Origin of the sequence: Streptomyces sp. NPDC058620 (genome assembly GCF_042717135.1) — a bacterium.
Classification (GTDB): domain Bacteria; phylum Actinomycetota; class Actinomycetes; order Streptomycetales; family Streptomycetaceae; genus Streptomyces.
Genome location: NZ_JBHXQO010000021.1, coordinates 94,128 through 108,988 on the forward strand (window position 1 = coordinate 94,128; position 14,861 = coordinate 108,988).

Sequence of the window (14,861 nt, forward strand, 5' to 3'; positions counted from 1 at the left end):
GAACACTCCGTACACCGAAGGGGCGCACCGCACACGCGGAACGCCCCTTCGGGTACTTCCCGCCGCCCGGCCGGGCAGGGCGGCGGAACATGTGCTACTTGGCCAGGTTCGGCGGCGCGATCGGCGTGGCGGCCAGCGACTGCGGCGAGGTCGCCGACGCGTACGCCGACGGGGCTGCCATGCCGGCCGTCGGGTCCGGCAACGCGTCCCCGTCCGCCTGCAGCGGCAGGGTCCCGACCATCCGGATGCCCGCCTCGTCCAGCGCCTGCTTGATCCGCCAGCGCAGCTCGCGCTCCACGCCCAGGGCCTTGCCCGGCATCGTCTTCGCCGTCACGCGGACCGTCATCGAGTCCAGCAGGACCGCGTCCAGGCCCAGGACCTCCACCGGGCCCCAGAGGCGCTCGGTCCACGGGTCCTCCTTGGTCATGGTCTCCGCCGCGTCGTGAATCGCCTTGCGGACCAGGTCCAGGTCCTCCGTGGGACGCACCGTCACATCGACACCGGCCGTCGACCAGCCCTGGCTGAGGTTGCCGATCCGCTTCACCTCGCCGTTGCGGACGTACCAGATCTCACCGTTGTCACCGCGCAGCTTCGTCACCCGCAGGCCCACCTCTATGACCTCGCCCGAGGCGACGCCCGCGTCGACCGTGTCCCCGACACCGTACTGGTCCTCGAGGATCATGAAGACGCCGGAGAGGAAGTCGGTGACCAGGTTGCGCGCGCCGAATCCCAGCGCGACCCCGGCCACACCGGCGGAGGCCAGCAGGGGGGCCAGATTGATCTGGAACGCGCCCAGGATCATCAGGCCCGCCGTGCCGAGGATCAGGAACGACGTCACCGAACGGAGTACCGAACCGATCGCCTCCGAGCGCTGGCGGCGCCGTTCCGCGTTGACCAGCAGACCACCGAGGGCGGTGCCCTCCACGGCCTGGGCGCTGCGGTTCATCCGGTCGATGAGGTTGGTCAGTGCGCGGCGGATCACATAGCGCAGCACGATCGCCACCGTCGCGATGAGCAGGATGCGCAGCCCGGTGTTCAGCCAGGTGGACCAGTTCTGCTCGACCCAGCCCGCGGCGTTGCCGGCCTGCTCGGCGGCCTCACCCAGCGAACCGACCGGCTCCGGCGAAGGTGCTGCGGCCAAGAGGGCGGACAGGTACACGGTGGGGACCTCCAGGAGCGGCGACGGGTGACCAACAACAGTAACGAAGCCATGGGAGTGGATCGTTGCCGTGTTCGAGGGAGAGACACGTCTCACCCGGGGATACAGCAGGTGTGGCCGATCGCACAGGGCGGGCGGCCGCCGTGGTGAAGCGCCTGTTCCCCGGTGTCCAGGCCGTGGGCGGGCAGGGGGGGTGAGGAAAATCCCTCCGGCCCGTTACCGGCACGTGGTGGCGTTTCGACCAGGCATAAGGAGAGACTGAGATCGGATCGTCCCGGCGCGAGCCACGCGCCGCCGGCGTACAAGGAGGCATCCACCGTGCCGCACGTCCTGGTTCTCAACGCGTCGTACGAGCCGCTCGGCGTCGTACCGCTCCACCGCGCGCTCGTCCTCGTCCTCGAGAGCAAGGCCATCTGCCTCGAGGAGTCCGGCGCCTTCATGCACAGTGCCACCCGTGCTGTACCGGCGCCCAGCGTCATCCGCCTCAAGCGGTTCGTACGGGTCCCCTACCGGGGGCCCGTTCCACTGACCCGGCGGGCGCTCTTCGCCCGGGACGGCGGGCGCTGCATGTACTGCGGCGCCGCGGCCACCAGCGTCGACCACGTCATTCCGCGCAGCCGCGGCGGACAGCACGCCTGGGACAACGTGGTGGCGGCCTGCCGCCGCTGCAACCACGTCAAGGCCGACCGCCACCTGCCCGAGCTCGGCTGGCGGCTGCGCCACCAGCCCGCCCCGCCCAGCGGCCTGGCCTGGCGGATCATCGGGACCGGACACCGGGACCCGCGCTGGCTTCCGTATCTGCAACCGTTCGGCGCGGACGACGCGCTGGCCCGGATCGACGGTGTCTCGGCCTGAGCCGTATCCGTTCCGTCCCCGAGCCGGTCCGGCGCTCGCGGACAGAACGGCCACCGGGCGGCCGCGCTACTCGGCCGCCACCGCGTACGCCTCCACCGACCACAGCGAGTAGCCGAACTCGGTGGCCCGGCCGTCGCCCTGCACCCGGATGAACCGGGTGTCCTTCGCGTCCATCCGGACCGACTCGCGCCCGCCCCTGCCCTCGCGGACCGTCGCCGCCGTACGCCAGGTGCGGCCGTCCGCCGAGACCTGGACGCGGTAGCGCGAGGCGTACGCGTCCTGCCAGCGCAGCACCACCTGGCCCAGCCGCACCGGCTCGGACAGCTCCGTCTGCCACCAGGCGCCGTCCTCCACGGGTGAGGACCAGCGGGTGGCGGGATCGCCGTCCGAGGCCGCCGCCGCGGGGAAGTCCGGGGTCTCGTCGCCGGACGAGGACGCCGTGCCCGTACGCGCCAGATCGGCGCCCGCGGTACGGGGGAAGGCCCGCACCGTCAGTGTGCTGCGCTCGCCGCCGAAGGTGAACGGCACCTCGTACTCACCGGCCGGGGTGTCCGCCGGGACCGTGATGTCCACGGGGACGTCGGTGCGCGCACCGCGCGGGACCGTCGTCTGCGACGGCACCTTCACCGTGATGCCCTTGGGCGCCTCGGCGGTCAGCGCTCCCCGCACCTCCGCGGGACGCCGCCCGGCCAGCCGCGCCTCGACCCGCTGCGGGCTGCCGCCGATCACCGCGTCCGTCTCACCGCGTACGAGAGCGAGGCGGGCCGCGGGCTCGTCACCGAACCACGGCACGACCGCCCGCACCTTCGGACCGGCCGCAGTCGTGCCGCGGCCCGGGAGGAGCGGGGGCGCGGTGCCGGTGAAGGACGGGCTCACGGCGGGCAGGATGACCCGGACCGCGTCCGCCCGCAGATCCTTCGTCGTCGTCTGGGTCCAGCCCGATGCCGAGAGCCGGCCGAGGCTTCGCCAGCCCTCGCCCGGCACATGGGCCTGGAGAACCGCCTGGGCGGAGCCGCTGCCCGGGTCCGTCATCACGGTCACGGCGTCCACGGGGCGGGGCCGGCCCAGCTGGATCGTGTAGCTGTTCGCGTCCTTGCTGACGGTGCCCGAGTCGCGGTCGGCGCCGTTCCAGCCGTCGGACTCCTTGCGGACCCGGTCCAGGAACGGTCCCAGCACGCCCTTGCCGACGGTCGCCCCGCCGTCCTTGATCTCCTCGCGCAGGCCATCCAGCGCCAGCTGCGCCTGCCAGGCACCCGCCCCGTCACCCTGCGCCTGCGCCTGGAGCAGATCCACGGCGAGCTCGCCCGCCCGGCCGTACCGCGCCAGCTGGTCCGTCCAGGGACGGACCTCGTCGTCCAGCCGACCGTCCGCCGGGGTGGTGAGACGCTCCGGGGTCTCCCGCATCACGGTGAACGCCGCCCGCAGATCGCGCGCCGCGTCGTCGCGCACGGTGCCGCTCGCGGCCCGGGACGCCCAGAACGCGGTGAGCAGGGGGCGCAGGTAGGCGGACTCCGCGCCCCCGAGCACCGAGGTCGCGCTGTTGCCCGCGAGAGCGCGCAGCGCGGCCCGGGTAGGGGCGTCGCCGCCCGCCAGGTCGTCGATCGCCGCCTGCCAGGACTCCTGCGGCCGGTAGCCCTTCGGGTTCCACGCGAAGTCGGCGGCGGTGAACAGGGGGATGCGGGACGCGGAAGCCTGCTCCATCGCGTTGGCGATCAGCGCGGCCGAGCCGCTCGCGACCGCCGGGTCCCGGCCGGTGTAGGGGCCGAGGAAGATCCGGTCCTGCGCGTAGTCGTTGACCGGGTAGTTGTCCATGGTGACCAGCGGATGGCGGAAGGTGGACCGGGCACCGGCCAGCTCCCGCCCGGTGATGGTCCTCGGTACGACCCCGACCCCGGTCCAGGCCACCTGCACCCGGTCGTCGAGCTCGGCGGCGAGCGCCTCGCGGTAGTCCGTCGAACCGTTCTGGTAGTACTCCGTCGGCATCACGGTCAGCGGCTCGGCGTCCGGGTGGCGTTCCGCCAGATGCCGGTCGACGGCGCTCGCGACGCGCGCCTGGGCCCTGGCCGCGGCCTCCGGGCCGTTGCCGAAGGCGTCCGCGTCGTCGTCGCAGTGCCACTCGCTGTAGCTGACGTCCTGGAACTGGAGCTGGAAGACCCGTACGCCCAGCGCCCACATGGCGTCGATCTTCCGCGTCAGCGCCTTGATGTCGCCGTCCGAGGCCATGCACATCGCCTGGCCGGGGGAGACGGCCCAGCCGAGCGTCACGTGCTCGGCACGCGCCTTCTCCGCCAGCGCGCGGAAGTCCGCGCGGCGTTCGGCGGGATAGGGCTCTCGCCAGCGGGCCTGACGGTAGGGATCGTCGCCCGCCGCGTACAGATAGCGGTTCTGCTTGGTGCGCCCCATGAAGCCGATCTGCGCGAGCCGCTCCTCGCGGGTCCACGGCTGCCCGTAGAACCCCTCGGCCATCCCGCGGACCGCCGTGCCCGGCCAGTCGCGCACCACGGCGCCGAAGACGGCCCCGTCGCGGATCAGCTGGCGCAGCGTCTGGACGGCGTGGAAGAGGCCGTCCTCGCCGACACCGTCCAGGGCGACGGTGGAGCGTCCGGTGACCTGGCCGACCGCGATGCGGTAGCCGCCGGAGGGGAGGTCCGCGCGCTCGGGGGCCCGCATGACCCGCAGGGCGTCCAGCGCGCCCGGACCGCCGATCCGGACGACGGGGCCGCGCCCCGGCAGCCCGTCGTGCAGGGTGGTGACGCCCGCGTCGCGCAGGACGGTCCGCAGGGCGTCCACCGCGTACGGATCGGCGCCCGCGTCGGCGACGACGGTGACCTCGCTACCGAGGGGCACGGCCTGACCGAACGCCTTGATGGTCTGCGGACGGGGCCAGACGGAGGGCAGCCGCGAGTCGTCGACGCGGTCGGGCACGGCGGTCCGCGGTCCGGGAACGACGGGGGCCGCCATCGCGGCCGGAGCCACGGAACCGAGCAGTCCGCCGATCACCGCGACGGCGACGGCCGTCGCGTGCTTCCTGCGCCCGAACTGCACGTCGCGCCCCTCTCGTCCCGCCGGTGGGCTCCGAGCCCACCACCCGCGCGCGAGGGTGTCAATGCGCGTGACCGTTGCGCCAGATATGCCCGGTCGTCTCACCGGGAATCTCCTGTACGCGTCCGCGAGAGCGCTGGAAGCCGCGCAGGGTGGCCGGAAGCGGCCCATGGCTGCCGCGCGGGGAACGGAATGTGACCTACGGCACGTTGTGCTCGTTGTCATAACGCGTATGTCACGTCCACGTCTGCGGCCGCACCGGCTGGGTAGGTCTGGCGATGTCCTGTTCTCAACGGCCAGGAGGCCAACATGCCCGCAGCCGCGCAGCTTCTGCTCTCCGCCCTCTCCAAACAGGTACCGAGCCCCGCGGGTCCTGCCGCACCGACCACCGAACCGCCCCTGACCGACCTCGCGCCTCCGATGATCAGCGAGCTGCCGCTCGCCGATGTCTCCCACCTGAGCGTCGAGGCCGCGTTCGCCGACGCCGCACCGCTGACCAGCGAGCCGCCGCTCGCCGATGCCACCCCTCTCACGAGCGAGCCACCGCTCGCCGCCGTCGCCCCTCTGACCAGCGAGCCGACCGCCCCCGGCACCGCAGGGGGCATGGAGTCCCCAGGAGTCTGAATGGGCTTGACCCGGCTCGCCGCACTGCACGGTGTCGCCACCTCCTACTCGCCGTCCGCGGATGTCACGGTGTCCGTCCCCGACGACACGGTCACGGCCGTGCTCGCCGCGCTGGGCGTCGACGCCGACACCCCCGGGGCCGTACGGAAGGCGCTGGACGCCGCGGAAGCGGCGGCGGTTTCGCGCCTGCTTCCGCCGACGGTGGTCGTCTGGTCGGGGGAGCCCCTGCCGCCCCCTCTTGCGGAGCTGCCGCCGGACACGAGGCTGACGATCGAGCTGGAGCGCGCCCCGGGGGCGGCCGCCACGCCCCCGGAGCGCCTGACCCAGGTGGCGAACCCGACATCGGCGCCGGCGCCGGCGCCTGCCCCGCCGGCCCCGTCCGGCTCCGCCACCGAGTCCGCGGCCGAACTCGCCGCCGAGCCCCCCGGTCAGGCACCCGCCTGGTGGAGCGAGCCGCCCCCGGGCGTCCACCGGCTGTCCGCGCGCACCCCCGACAACCGCTGCGCCGCCGTCACGCTCGTCGTCGCCCCGGCCCGCGTCCCGCAGCCGCCCGCCCGCGTCCACGGCTTCCTCGTCCAGCTGTACTCCCTGCTCTCCGCCCGGTCCTGGGGCATGGGCGACCTCGGTGACCTGGCCGACCTCGCCGCCTGGTCCGGCCGGAGCCTCGGCTCGGGATTCGTCCAGGTGAACCCGCTCCACGCCGCCGTACCCGGCAGGCCCACCGACCCCTCCCCGTACCGCCCCTCCTCGCGCCGCTTCCCCGACCCCGTTCATCTGCACATCGAGTCGGTGCCCGAGTACGGGCACGTCCGGGACCGTGTGGCCCTGGACGACCTCCGCCTGGACGCCGCCGGGCTCTCCGAGGCCGTGCTCAACAAGGGCGCCCTGATCGACCGGGACGCCGTCTGGGAGCTCAAGCGGCAGGCTCTGGAACTCATCCACGAGGTGCCGCTGACCCCCGGCCGCCGGGCCGCCTACTGCGACTTCCTGGCCGGCGAGGGGCAGGCCCTGGAGGACCACGCCCTCTGGTGCGCCCTGGCCGAGGCGCACGGTCCCGACTGGCACACCTGGCCCGAGGGGCTGCGCGACCCCCGCTCCCCGCAGACCGCCAGGGCCCGCGCCGAACTGCTGGACCGGGTCGACTTCCACTGCCGGCTCGCCTGGCTGACCGCCACTCAGCTCGCCGAGGCCCAGCAGGCCGCCCGGGACGCCGGGATGGCCGTCGGTATCGTCCACGACCTGGCCGTGGGCGTGCACCCGGCCGGCGCCGACACGTGGTCCCAGCAGGACGCCTTCGCGCGCGGGATGTCGGTCGGCGCGCCCCCGGACGCCTTCAACGCGCGCGGTCAGGACTGGGGGCTGCCCCCGTGGCGCCCCGACGTGCTCGCCGCCTCGGGCTACGCCCCGTACCGCGGCCTCCTGCGCGGCCTCCTCGCCCACGCGGGCGCCCTGCGCATCGACCACGTGATGGGGCTGTTCCGGCTCTGGTGGGTGCCGGAGGGGCGTCCGCCCACCGAGGGCACGTACGTCGGCCAGGACGCCGAGGCGATGCTCGCCGTCCTCGTCCTGGAGGCGCACCGGGCCGGTGCCGTCGTCATAGGGGAGGACCTCGGCACCGTGGAGCCGGGCGTCCGCGAGGCGCTCGCCCGGCGTGGTGTGCTCGGCACCTCCGTGCTCTGGTTCGAGCGTGACTGGGACGGCACGGGCGCGCCCCTGCCGCCCGAGCGGTGGCGCCAGGACTGCGTGGCCACGGCCACCACCCACGACCTGCCCTCCACCGCCGCCCGGCTGACGGGTGACCACGTGACACTCCGCCACCGCCTGGGGCTGCTCACCCGCCCGCTGGAGCAGGAGCTGACCGAGGACGCCACCGAGACCGCCGAGTGGCTGGCGTACCTCGCACGGCTCCGTCTCCTGCCCGAGGGCGACGGCGACGAGGAGGCCGCGATCCGGGCGGTCCACCGCTTCCTGCTGCTCACCCCTGCCCGGATGACCGGCGTCTGGCTCCCCGACACGGTGGGCGACCGCCGCCCGCAGAATCTGCCGGGCACCTGGGACCAGTACCCCAACTGGCGCCTGCCCATCGCCGATGCGGAGGGGCATCCGGTGACCCTGGAGGAGCTTGCCTCCTCGCCCCGGCTGCACCGGCTGATGGGGGTGCTGAGCCCCCGCCCCGAGCACCGCGGGTCCCGTACGGCACCCCCGGGCGCGCGCCGCTCGTAGCCGTTCGCTACGTTTGCACCGTGGACAAGAAGAACGCTATGCGCGCCGGCGCCGTCGCAGCCGGTACGACGCTGATGATGCTGCTCATGTCGTCGCCCGCGCTCGCTCTCACCCGCGACGACGGTGACGACCCGGGCCCGGGTCTGAGCGCGATGGATACGATCGGGCTTTATGTCGTGGCACCCATCGCCCTGTTCGTGGTGATCGTGGGCCTGGTCATGGTGCTCGACAAGTCCAAGAAGACGGTCTAGGACTCTTCCCGACTGCACCGCCGGTACCTGGTACCGCGCGGTGCACCGGCATGTCCGGGCCCGTTCCGCGAGTCCGGGTAGGTTGCGCCCATGACCGAGTGGGACGTCAGGAAGCTCCGCATTCTCCGCACCCTGCGCGACCGGGGCACCGTGACCGCGACCGCCGAGGCGCTGCTGATGACCCCGTCCGCGGTCTCCCAGCAACTCAGCAACCTTGCCAGGCAGCTCGGCGTCCCCCTCCTCGAAGCCCAGGGCCGCCGGGTCCGCCTCACCGACGCCGCCCACCTGGTCCTGCGCCACGCCGAGGTGGTCTTCGCCCAGCTGGAGCGCGCCGAAGCCGAACTCACCGGCTACCTGCGCGGCGAGGCGGGCGAGGTACGGGTCGGCGCCTTCTCGACGGCCGTACCCGCCCTGGTCGTCCCGGCGGTCCGGCTCCTGCGCTCCGGGGACCGCCCGGGCCCGGAGGTTCGGGTACGGGAGGCGGAGGCGGCGGAGGCGTACGAACTCCTCTCGTCCGGCGACGTGGACCTGGCCCTGTCCCTCGCGGCGCACGCCCCGACCGCCCGCGACCCCCGCTTCGCGCTCGTCCCCCTCCTCGCCGACCCCCTCGACGTGGCCCTGCCCGCCGGCCACCGGCTCGCCGGGGCCCCCGGACTGCGGCTCGCGGACCTGTCGTCGGAACCCTGGATCTACGGCGGTTCGGGCCCCTGGTCGGAGATCACGACCGCCGCGTGCGAGGCTGCGGGCTTCGTGCCCGAGCAGGCCCACAGCGCCGCCGGCTGGAGCGCGATCCTCGCCATGGTCGAGGCGGGCATGGGGATCGCGCTGGTTCCCCGGATGGCGTCGGGGGAACGCAGCGACGGGGTGGTGATGCGGGTCCTGGACGCGGACCAGCCGCGCCGCCATGTGGTGGCGGCGGTACGGCAGGGGGCGGAAGGAGGCCCGGCGGTGGCCCGGGTCCTCGAAGCGCTGGAGACAGTGGCCGGGTCCCGCACCACCATTCAGCAGAACTGAACGGACCCTGCGAAAACTTTCGATGGACCTGATGGGTCACTCGGTACGACAGTCATCACATGACCTTCGACGCGAGCGAGACCACATTCCAGGACAACGACCCCCACGCCAATGACGCGGCCCCCTACGGCGGCGGCGACCCCTACGCCGACTACCGCACCGCCACGGACCTCCCCTTCACCGAGCTCGTCGACCTGGCCGACCGCCGCCTCGGCGGGGGCGTGATCGCCGCCAACGACGAGTTCTTCGCCGAGCGCGAGAACCTGCTCATCCGCGAGCGCGCCGTCTTCGACCCCGAGCGCTTCGGCCACAAGGGCAAGATCATGGACGGCTGGGAGACCCGGCGCCGACGCGGAGCCGACGCCGCCCACCCCTTCCCGGCGCCCGATGAGCACGACTGGGCCATCGTCCGGCTCGGCGCGCCCGGCATCATCCGCGGCCTCATCGTGGACACGGCCCACTTCCGCGGCAACTACCCGCAGCGCGTCTCGGTCCAGGCGACGGCCGTCGAAGGCTCGCCCGGCCCCACCGAGCTCCTCGCCGACGACGTGAAGTGGGAGGAGATCGTCCCGCCCACCCCCGTACGCGGCCACGCCGCCAACGGCTTCGAGGTCACCGGCGGCCGCCGCCACACCCACATCCGCCTCTGCCAGCACCCCGACGGAGGCATCGCCCGCCTCCGCGTCCACGGCGAGGTCGTCCCCGACCCGGCCTGGCTCGCGGCCCTCGGCACGATCGACCTGATCTCGATCCTGAACGGCGGCACGTACGAGGACGCCTCGGACCGCTTCTACTCCTCACCGGGCCAGATCATCCTGCCCGGCACCTCCCGCAAGATGGACGACGGCTGGGAGAACCGCCGCCGCCGGGTCCGCGACACGAACGACTGGGTCCGCTTCCGCCTGCCCGCCCAGGGCGCGGTCCGCGCGGTCGAGATCGACACCGCCTGCCTCAAGGGCAACGCGGCCGGCTGGATCGCGCTCCAGGGCCGCGACGGCGAGACGGGCGAATGGTTCGAGATCGTCCCGCGCACGAGGCTCCAGCCGGACACCCCGCACCGCTTCGTCCTGCGCGCCCAGGCGGTGGTCACCCACGTCCGCCTCGACGCCTTCCCCGACGGCGGAGTGGCCCGCATGCGCCTGCACGGCTCCCTGACGGAACAGGGCACGGCCGAGCTGACCCGCCGCTACGAGGAGTCGGGCGCCTGACCCCTCCCCTTCCCACTCCCGCCCGTCGGACGGCCGCGCACCAGCGCCCGCCCGACGGGCGGTTTCCACGCCGTCCGAAGGGGGCGGCCGGAACCAACTCCGGGGGGTCAGGGGTCTTGGGGTTCGCGAAGAAGCGACACCAGTCGACACCAGTCGGCATACGACCCTGAAGGGTGCCCCATGCTGAGAGTCAAGTCCTTCGATCATCTGGTACTCAACGTGCAGGACGTCGAGCGGGCCCTGGAGTTCTACTGCGGGCCGCTCGGTCTGGAGCCGGTCCGGGTGGAGGAGTGGCGGGCCGGCAAGGTCCCGTTCCCGTCGGTGCGGGTCAGTCCGACGACCATCATCGATCTGCTCGACCGTCCTCGGGGCGCGTCCAACGTGGACCACATCTGTCTGGTCGTCGAGCCGCTGGACTGGCAGCAGTTCATCGACTCGGGCGTCCTCACCGTGCTGGAGGGCCCGGCCGGGCGGTTCGGTGCACGAGGCGACGCGCAGTCGGTCTACGTTCAGGACCCGGACGGCAACACCGTCGAACTGCGCTGGTATCCGCAGGACGTGACGGAGTAGACGGCCGCGGACGCGATGAGGGGGCGCCACCGTCGGTGGCGCCCCCTCACTGTTCAGCCGGTCCGTCAGGCGGTCGCAGCCGCCGCGTCGGCCGCCTGGGCCTTCAGCGCGCGCTCGACGCCCGCGCGGGACTCCGACATTAGCCGGCGCAGGGCCGCGTTCGGCTCAGCCGACGCGAGCCAGGCGTCCGTCGCGTCCAGCGTGTCCTGCGAGACCAGGAGGGACGGGTACAGGCCGACCGCGATCTGCTGGGCCATCTCGTGGCTCCGCGAGTCCCAGACGTCCTTGACCGCCGCGAAGAACTTCTCCGTGTACGGGGCCAGCAGCTCCCGCTGGTCCGTCTGGACGAAGCCGCTGATGACCGCTTCCTGGAGGGAGTTCGGCAGCTTGTCGGACTCGACGACCGAGGCCCAGGCCGCGGCCTTCGCCTCCGCCCTCGGCTGCGCCGCACGCGCGGACGCCGCGTGGCGCTCGCCCGCCGCCGTCTTGTCGCGTTCGTACTCGGCGGCGATCTCCTCCTCGTCGAGCAGTCCGGTCGCGGCCAGCCGCTCCACGAACGCCCAGCGCAGCTCGGTGTCGACGGCCAGGCCCTCGATCGTCTCCGTGCCGTCCAGCAGGGACTGGAGCAGGTCCAGCTGGAGCGGGCTGCGGGCCGTCGCCGCGAAGGCGCGGGCCCAGGCCAGCTGGTGGTCGCTGCCCGGCTCCGCCGCGTGCAGGTGGGCCAGCGTGGCGTCCGTCCACTGCGTCAGGCCCGCCTCACGGGCCTCCGGCGCCGCGTACAGGTCCAGGGCCAGCTTCACCTGACGGTGCAGTGACTGGACGACGCCGATGTCCGACTCCTTGCCGATGCCCGAGAGGACGAGGGAGAGGTAGTCGCGCGTCGCCAGCTCGCCGTCGCGGGTCATGTCCCAGGCCGAGGCCCAGCTCAGGGCGCGCGGCAGGGACTCGGCGAAGTCGCCGAGGTGGGCGGTGACGACGCGCAGCGACTCCTCGTCGAGGCGGACCTTCGCGTACGAGAGGTCGTCGTCGTTGAGGAGGATGACCGCCGGACGGGCGGTGTCCGCCGGGAACGGCACGGTGGTGCGCTCGCCGTCGACGTCCAGCTCGATCCGGCTCGTACGGACCAGCTTCCCGGCCTCGTCGAGGTCGTAGCAGCCGACCGCGATCCGGTGCGGACGCAGCGTGGGCTCGCCCTTCGCGCCCGCGGGGAGCGCCGGGGCCTCCTGGAGGACCGTGAAGGACGTGACGTGACCGTTCTCGTCCGTCTCGATCTCCGGGCGCAGGATGTTGATCCCGGCCGTCTCCAGCCACAGCTTCGACCAGGTCTTCAGGTCACGGCCGGAGGTCTCCTCCAGCGCGCCCAGCAGGTCGGACAGCCGGGTGTTCCCGAAGGCGTGGGCCTTGAAGTAGGCCTGGACGCCCTGGAAGAACGCGTCCATCCCGACGTACGCCACGAGCTGCTTCAGTACCGAGGCGCCCTTCGCGTACGTGATCCCGTCGAAGTTGACGAGGACGTCGTCGAGGTCGCTGATGTCCGCCATGATCGGGTGCGTGGACGGCAGCTGGTCCTGGCGGTACGCCCACGTCTTCATGGAGTTGGCGAACGTGGTCCAGGAGTGCGGCCACTTGGAGCCCTCGGCGTACGCCTGGCAGGCGATCGAGGTGTACGTGGCGAACGACTCGTTCAGCCACAGGTCGTTCCACCACTCCATGGTGACGAGGTCGCCGAACCACATGTGGGCCAGCTCGTGCAGGATGGTCTCCGCACGGACCTCGTACGCCGCGTCCGTCACCTTCGAACGGAACACGTACTGGTCGCGGATCGTCACCGCGCCCGCGTTCTCCATCGCGCCCGCGTTGAACTCGGGGACGAAGAGCTGGTCGTACTTGGCGAAGGGGTACGCGTAGTCGAACTTCTCCTGGAACCAGTCGAAGCCCTGCCGCGTGACCGCGAAGATCTCGTCCGCGTCGAGGTACTCGGCGAGCGAGGGGCGGCAGTAGATGCCGAGCGGTACGGACTGGCCGTCCCTCTCGTAACTGCTGTGCACCGCGTGGTACGGACCGGCGATCAGGGCCGTGATGTACGTCGAGATGCGGGGTGTCGGCTCGAAGACCCAGAGGTCGTCCTTGGGCTCCGGCGTCGGCGAGTTGGAGATCACGGTCCAGCCGGCCGGGGCCTTCACGCTGAAGCGGAAGGTCGCCTTCAGGTCGGGCTGCTCGAAGCTCGCGAACACCCGGCGGGCGTCCGGGACCTCGAACTGGGTGTAGAGGTACGCCTGCTCGTCGACCGGGTCGACGAAGCGGTGCAGGCCCTCGCCGGTGTTGGTGTACGCGCAGTCGGCGACGACCTTCAGCTCGTTGGTGCCGGCGTGCAGGTGCTTCAGCGCGATGCGCGAGTCACGGAAGACGGCGGCGACGTCCAGCGCCTTGCCGTTCAGGACGACCTCGTGCACGGCCGGGGCCACCAGGTCGATGAAGGTCTCCGCACCGGCCTCGGCGGAGTCGAAGCGCACGGTGGTGACGGACCGGTAGGTGCCGCCCTCCTGCGCTCCGGAGAGGTCGAGATCGATCTCGTACGCGTCCACGGTCAGCAGGCGCGCCCGCTCCTGTGCCTCTTCGCGGGTCAGATTCGTGCCAGGCACGCGGTCATCTCCTTGATATGCGAGTTTTTGGCCATCCTTCCATGGGAGATGGGCGCAGCGCGATGTCCGTTTTCCGCCGGACTCCCGGGGAGGGCCGCGCGACCCTCGAACCATGACCAGTTACGAGGCACGACCCATCGAACCGACCGCGCTCAAGGAACTCCGGGAGACCGACGACGCGGGCCGCCCGTGCGTCCCGTACACGGCCATGGAAGCGGGCGATCCGCTGCGCTGCTGCCTGCGGGGCGCGGAGCCGGGGGAGCGCATCGCGCTCGTCTCGTACGCGCCGCTGCGCCGCTGGGCGGCCGCGAGCTGGGCGAAGCCCGGGGCGTACGACGAGCAGGGGCCTGTCTTCATCCACGCCGAGGAGTGCGAGGGACCGGCGGGGCAGCGGGCCGGGTATCCGTTCTCGCGGGCCGGTGCGCTGCGGGTCCTGCGGCGTTACAGCGCGGAGGGCCGGATCGTCGGCGGCCGGCTGCTGGAGATCCCGGCCGAGGAGGAGCGCGGGTTCGACGCGGCGTTCGAGGAGGCGTTCACCGATCCCGAGGTGGCGCTGGTGCACGTGCGGGCCGTGGAGTACGGGTGCTTCCACTTCGAGGTGCTGCGCGGGTAACACCTGAAGCTTCACCTTGGGTGGCGGGGTTGTTCCTACCACTGGTAGCATGGTAGGTATGAAGATCAGTGTGAGCTTGCCGCAGGAGGATGTCGCCTTCGTCGACGAGTACGCCGCGAAGACCGAGGCGGACTCCCGGTCGGCGGTGATCCACGCCGCGATCGAGTTGCTTCGGGAGGCCGGGCTCGAAGCGGAGTACACCGAGGCGTTCGAAGAATGGGACGCGAGCGAGGACGCGGTTCTTTGGGACCGCACCGTCGGAGACGGAATCGCTGATGCGTAGAGGCGATATTCACCTGGTCGATCTCGAACCTGCCAAGGGCAGCGAGGCCAACAAGGTCAGACCGGCCGTGATCGTGTCCAACAACGCCGCCAACCAGTCCGTCGAGTCGAACGGGCGAGGGGTGATCACCGTCCTGCCCCTGACCTCGAACACCGCACGTGTTCTCACATTCCAGGCGCTGCTCACGTCTGCGGAGAGCGGGCTACCGAGGGACTCGAAGGTCCAGTGTGAGCAGGTCAGGGCAGTCTCCCTGGAACGCGTACTGAAGCGCATCGGCACCGTCCCCCGCCAGCGTATGACCGAGATCGACACGGCCCTGCGGCGCCACCTCGCACTCTGAGGCACGCGAAAGGGGCGGCCACCGGACATCCGGTGGC

13 protein-coding genes are annotated in these 14,861 nt (G+C 72.3%); 10 read left to right on the plus strand and 3 right to left on the minus strand.

Annotated features, from left to right (window positions below):
- Positions 1-94: 94 nt before the first annotated feature.
- The gene (locus ACFWSK_RS20815; RefSeq protein ID WP_383788189.1) at positions 95-1,159 is read right to left on the minus strand and encodes a mechanosensitive ion channel family protein; all 1,065 of its coding nucleotides are present in this window, start codon (positions 1,157-1,159) and stop codon (positions 95-97) included.
- A 318-nt stretch (positions 1,160-1,477) separates the two neighbouring features.
- Between ACFWSK_RS20815 and ACFWSK_RS20820 the strand changes: the two genes are divergently transcribed.
- Complete coding sequence (locus ACFWSK_RS20820) at positions 1,478-2,014, plus strand: HNH endonuclease (protein ID WP_383788192.1); 537 nt, start codon at positions 1,478-1,480, stop codon at positions 2,012-2,014.
- Between the two features lie 66 nt (positions 2,015-2,080).
- On the opposite strand, the gene ACFWSK_RS20825 is transcribed toward ACFWSK_RS20820, so the two are convergent.
- Positions 2,081-5,059 carry a beta-N-acetylglucosaminidase domain-containing protein gene (locus ACFWSK_RS20825; RefSeq protein ID WP_383788195.1) on the minus strand — a complete coding sequence of 993 codons (2,979 nt, stop codon included), beginning with the start codon at positions 5,057-5,059 and terminating at the stop codon, positions 2,081-2,083.
- A gap of 306 nt (positions 5,060-5,365) precedes the next feature.
- Here ACFWSK_RS20825 and ACFWSK_RS20830 point away from each other — a divergent pair, with 306 nt between their 5' ends.
- From ACFWSK_RS20830 to ACFWSK_RS20855, 6 genes are all read left to right on the plus strand, one after another.
- Positions 5,366-5,680, plus strand: a complete 315-nt coding sequence (locus ACFWSK_RS20830; protein WP_383788198.1) for a hypothetical protein — start codon at positions 5,366-5,368, stop codon at positions 5,678-5,680.
- Positions 5,681-7,903: a 4-alpha-glucanotransferase gene (gene malQ / locus ACFWSK_RS20835; protein WP_383788201.1), complete on the plus strand. Its 2,223-nt coding sequence runs from the start codon at positions 5,681-5,683 to the stop codon at positions 7,901-7,903. It begins immediately after the preceding gene.
- 20 nt (positions 7,904-7,923) lie between these two features.
- Positions 7,924-8,154 (plus strand): hypothetical protein, encoded by a 231-nt coding sequence (locus ACFWSK_RS20840; RefSeq protein WP_383788203.1) that lies wholly within the window; start codon positions 7,924-7,926, stop codon positions 8,152-8,154.
- A gap of 90 nt (positions 8,155-8,244) precedes the next feature.
- On the plus strand, positions 8,245-9,168 hold the full coding sequence (locus ACFWSK_RS20845) for a LysR substrate-binding domain-containing protein (protein WP_383788206.1): 924 nt from the start codon (positions 8,245-8,247) through the stop codon (positions 9,166-9,168).
- 59 nt (positions 9,169-9,227) lie between these two features.
- A complete protein-coding gene (alc, locus tag ACFWSK_RS20850) occupies positions 9,228-10,376 on the plus strand; it encodes an allantoicase (RefSeq protein WP_383788208.1) in 1,149 nt (382 codons plus the stop codon).
- 180 nt (positions 10,377-10,556) lie between these two features.
- A complete protein-coding gene (locus ACFWSK_RS20855) occupies positions 10,557-10,946 on the plus strand; it encodes a VOC family protein (protein WP_383788211.1) in 390 nt (129 codons plus the stop codon).
- A 65-nt stretch (positions 10,947-11,011) separates the two neighbouring features.
- On the opposite strand, the gene pepN is transcribed toward ACFWSK_RS20855, so the two are convergent.
- The gene (pepN, locus tag ACFWSK_RS20860) at positions 11,012-13,588 is read right to left on the minus strand and encodes an aminopeptidase N (RefSeq protein WP_383788214.1); all 2,577 of its coding nucleotides are present in this window, start codon (positions 13,586-13,588) and stop codon (positions 11,012-11,014) included.
- A 112-nt stretch (positions 13,589-13,700) separates the two neighbouring features.
- On the opposite strand from pepN, the gene ACFWSK_RS20865 reads away from it, so the two are divergent.
- The 3 genes from ACFWSK_RS20865 to ACFWSK_RS20875 are packed head-to-tail and all read left to right on the plus strand — an operon-like array spanning position 13,701 to position 14,824.
- Positions 13,701-14,201 carry a DUF1203 domain-containing protein gene (locus ACFWSK_RS20865; protein ID WP_383788216.1) on the plus strand — a complete coding sequence of 167 codons (501 nt, stop codon included), beginning with the start codon at positions 13,701-13,703 and terminating at the stop codon, positions 14,199-14,201.
- Between the two features lie 58 nt (positions 14,202-14,259).
- A complete protein-coding gene (locus tag ACFWSK_RS20870) occupies positions 14,260-14,484 on the plus strand; it encodes a type II toxin-antitoxin system ParD family antitoxin (protein WP_383788219.1) in 225 nt (74 codons plus the stop codon).
- Positions 14,477-14,824: a type II toxin-antitoxin system PemK/MazF family toxin gene (locus ACFWSK_RS20875; protein WP_308460990.1), complete on the plus strand. Its 348-nt coding sequence runs from the start codon at positions 14,477-14,479 to the stop codon at positions 14,822-14,824. The genes ACFWSK_RS20870 and ACFWSK_RS20875 overlap by 8 nt, the downstream gene beginning before the upstream one ends.
- The last annotated feature ends 37 nt before the right edge of the window (positions 14,825-14,861 follow it).

Excerpts from the sequence above, each read along its gene's own strand:
- alc (WP_383788208.1), top strand. The coding sequence starts at position 9,228 with ATGACCTTCGACGCGAGCGAGACCACATTCCAGGACAACGACCCCCAC.
- ACFWSK_RS20845 (WP_383788206.1), top strand. The coding sequence starts at position 8,245 with ATGACCGAGTGGGACGTCAGGAAGCTCCGCATTCTCCGCACCCTGCGC.
- ACFWSK_RS20855 (WP_383788211.1), top strand. The coding sequence starts at position 10,557 with ATGCTGAGAGTCAAGTCCTTCGATCATCTGGTACTCAACGTGCAGGAC.
- ACFWSK_RS20870 (WP_383788219.1), top strand. The coding sequence starts at position 14,260 with ATGAAGATCAGTGTGAGCTTGCCGCAGGAGGATGTCGCCTTCGTCGAC.
- ACFWSK_RS20830 (WP_383788198.1), top strand. The coding sequence starts at position 5,366 with ATGCCCGCAGCCGCGCAGCTTCTGCTCTCCGCCCTCTCCAAACAGGTA.
- ACFWSK_RS20865 (WP_383788216.1), top strand. The coding sequence starts at position 13,701 with ATGACCAGTTACGAGGCACGACCCATCGAACCGACCGCGCTCAAGGAA.
- malQ (WP_383788201.1), top strand. The coding sequence starts at position 5,681 with ATGGGCTTGACCCGGCTCGCCGCACTGCACGGTGTCGCCACCTCCTAC.
- ACFWSK_RS20875 (WP_308460990.1), top strand. The coding sequence starts at position 14,477 with ATGCGTAGAGGCGATATTCACCTGGTCGATCTCGAACCTGCCAAGGGC.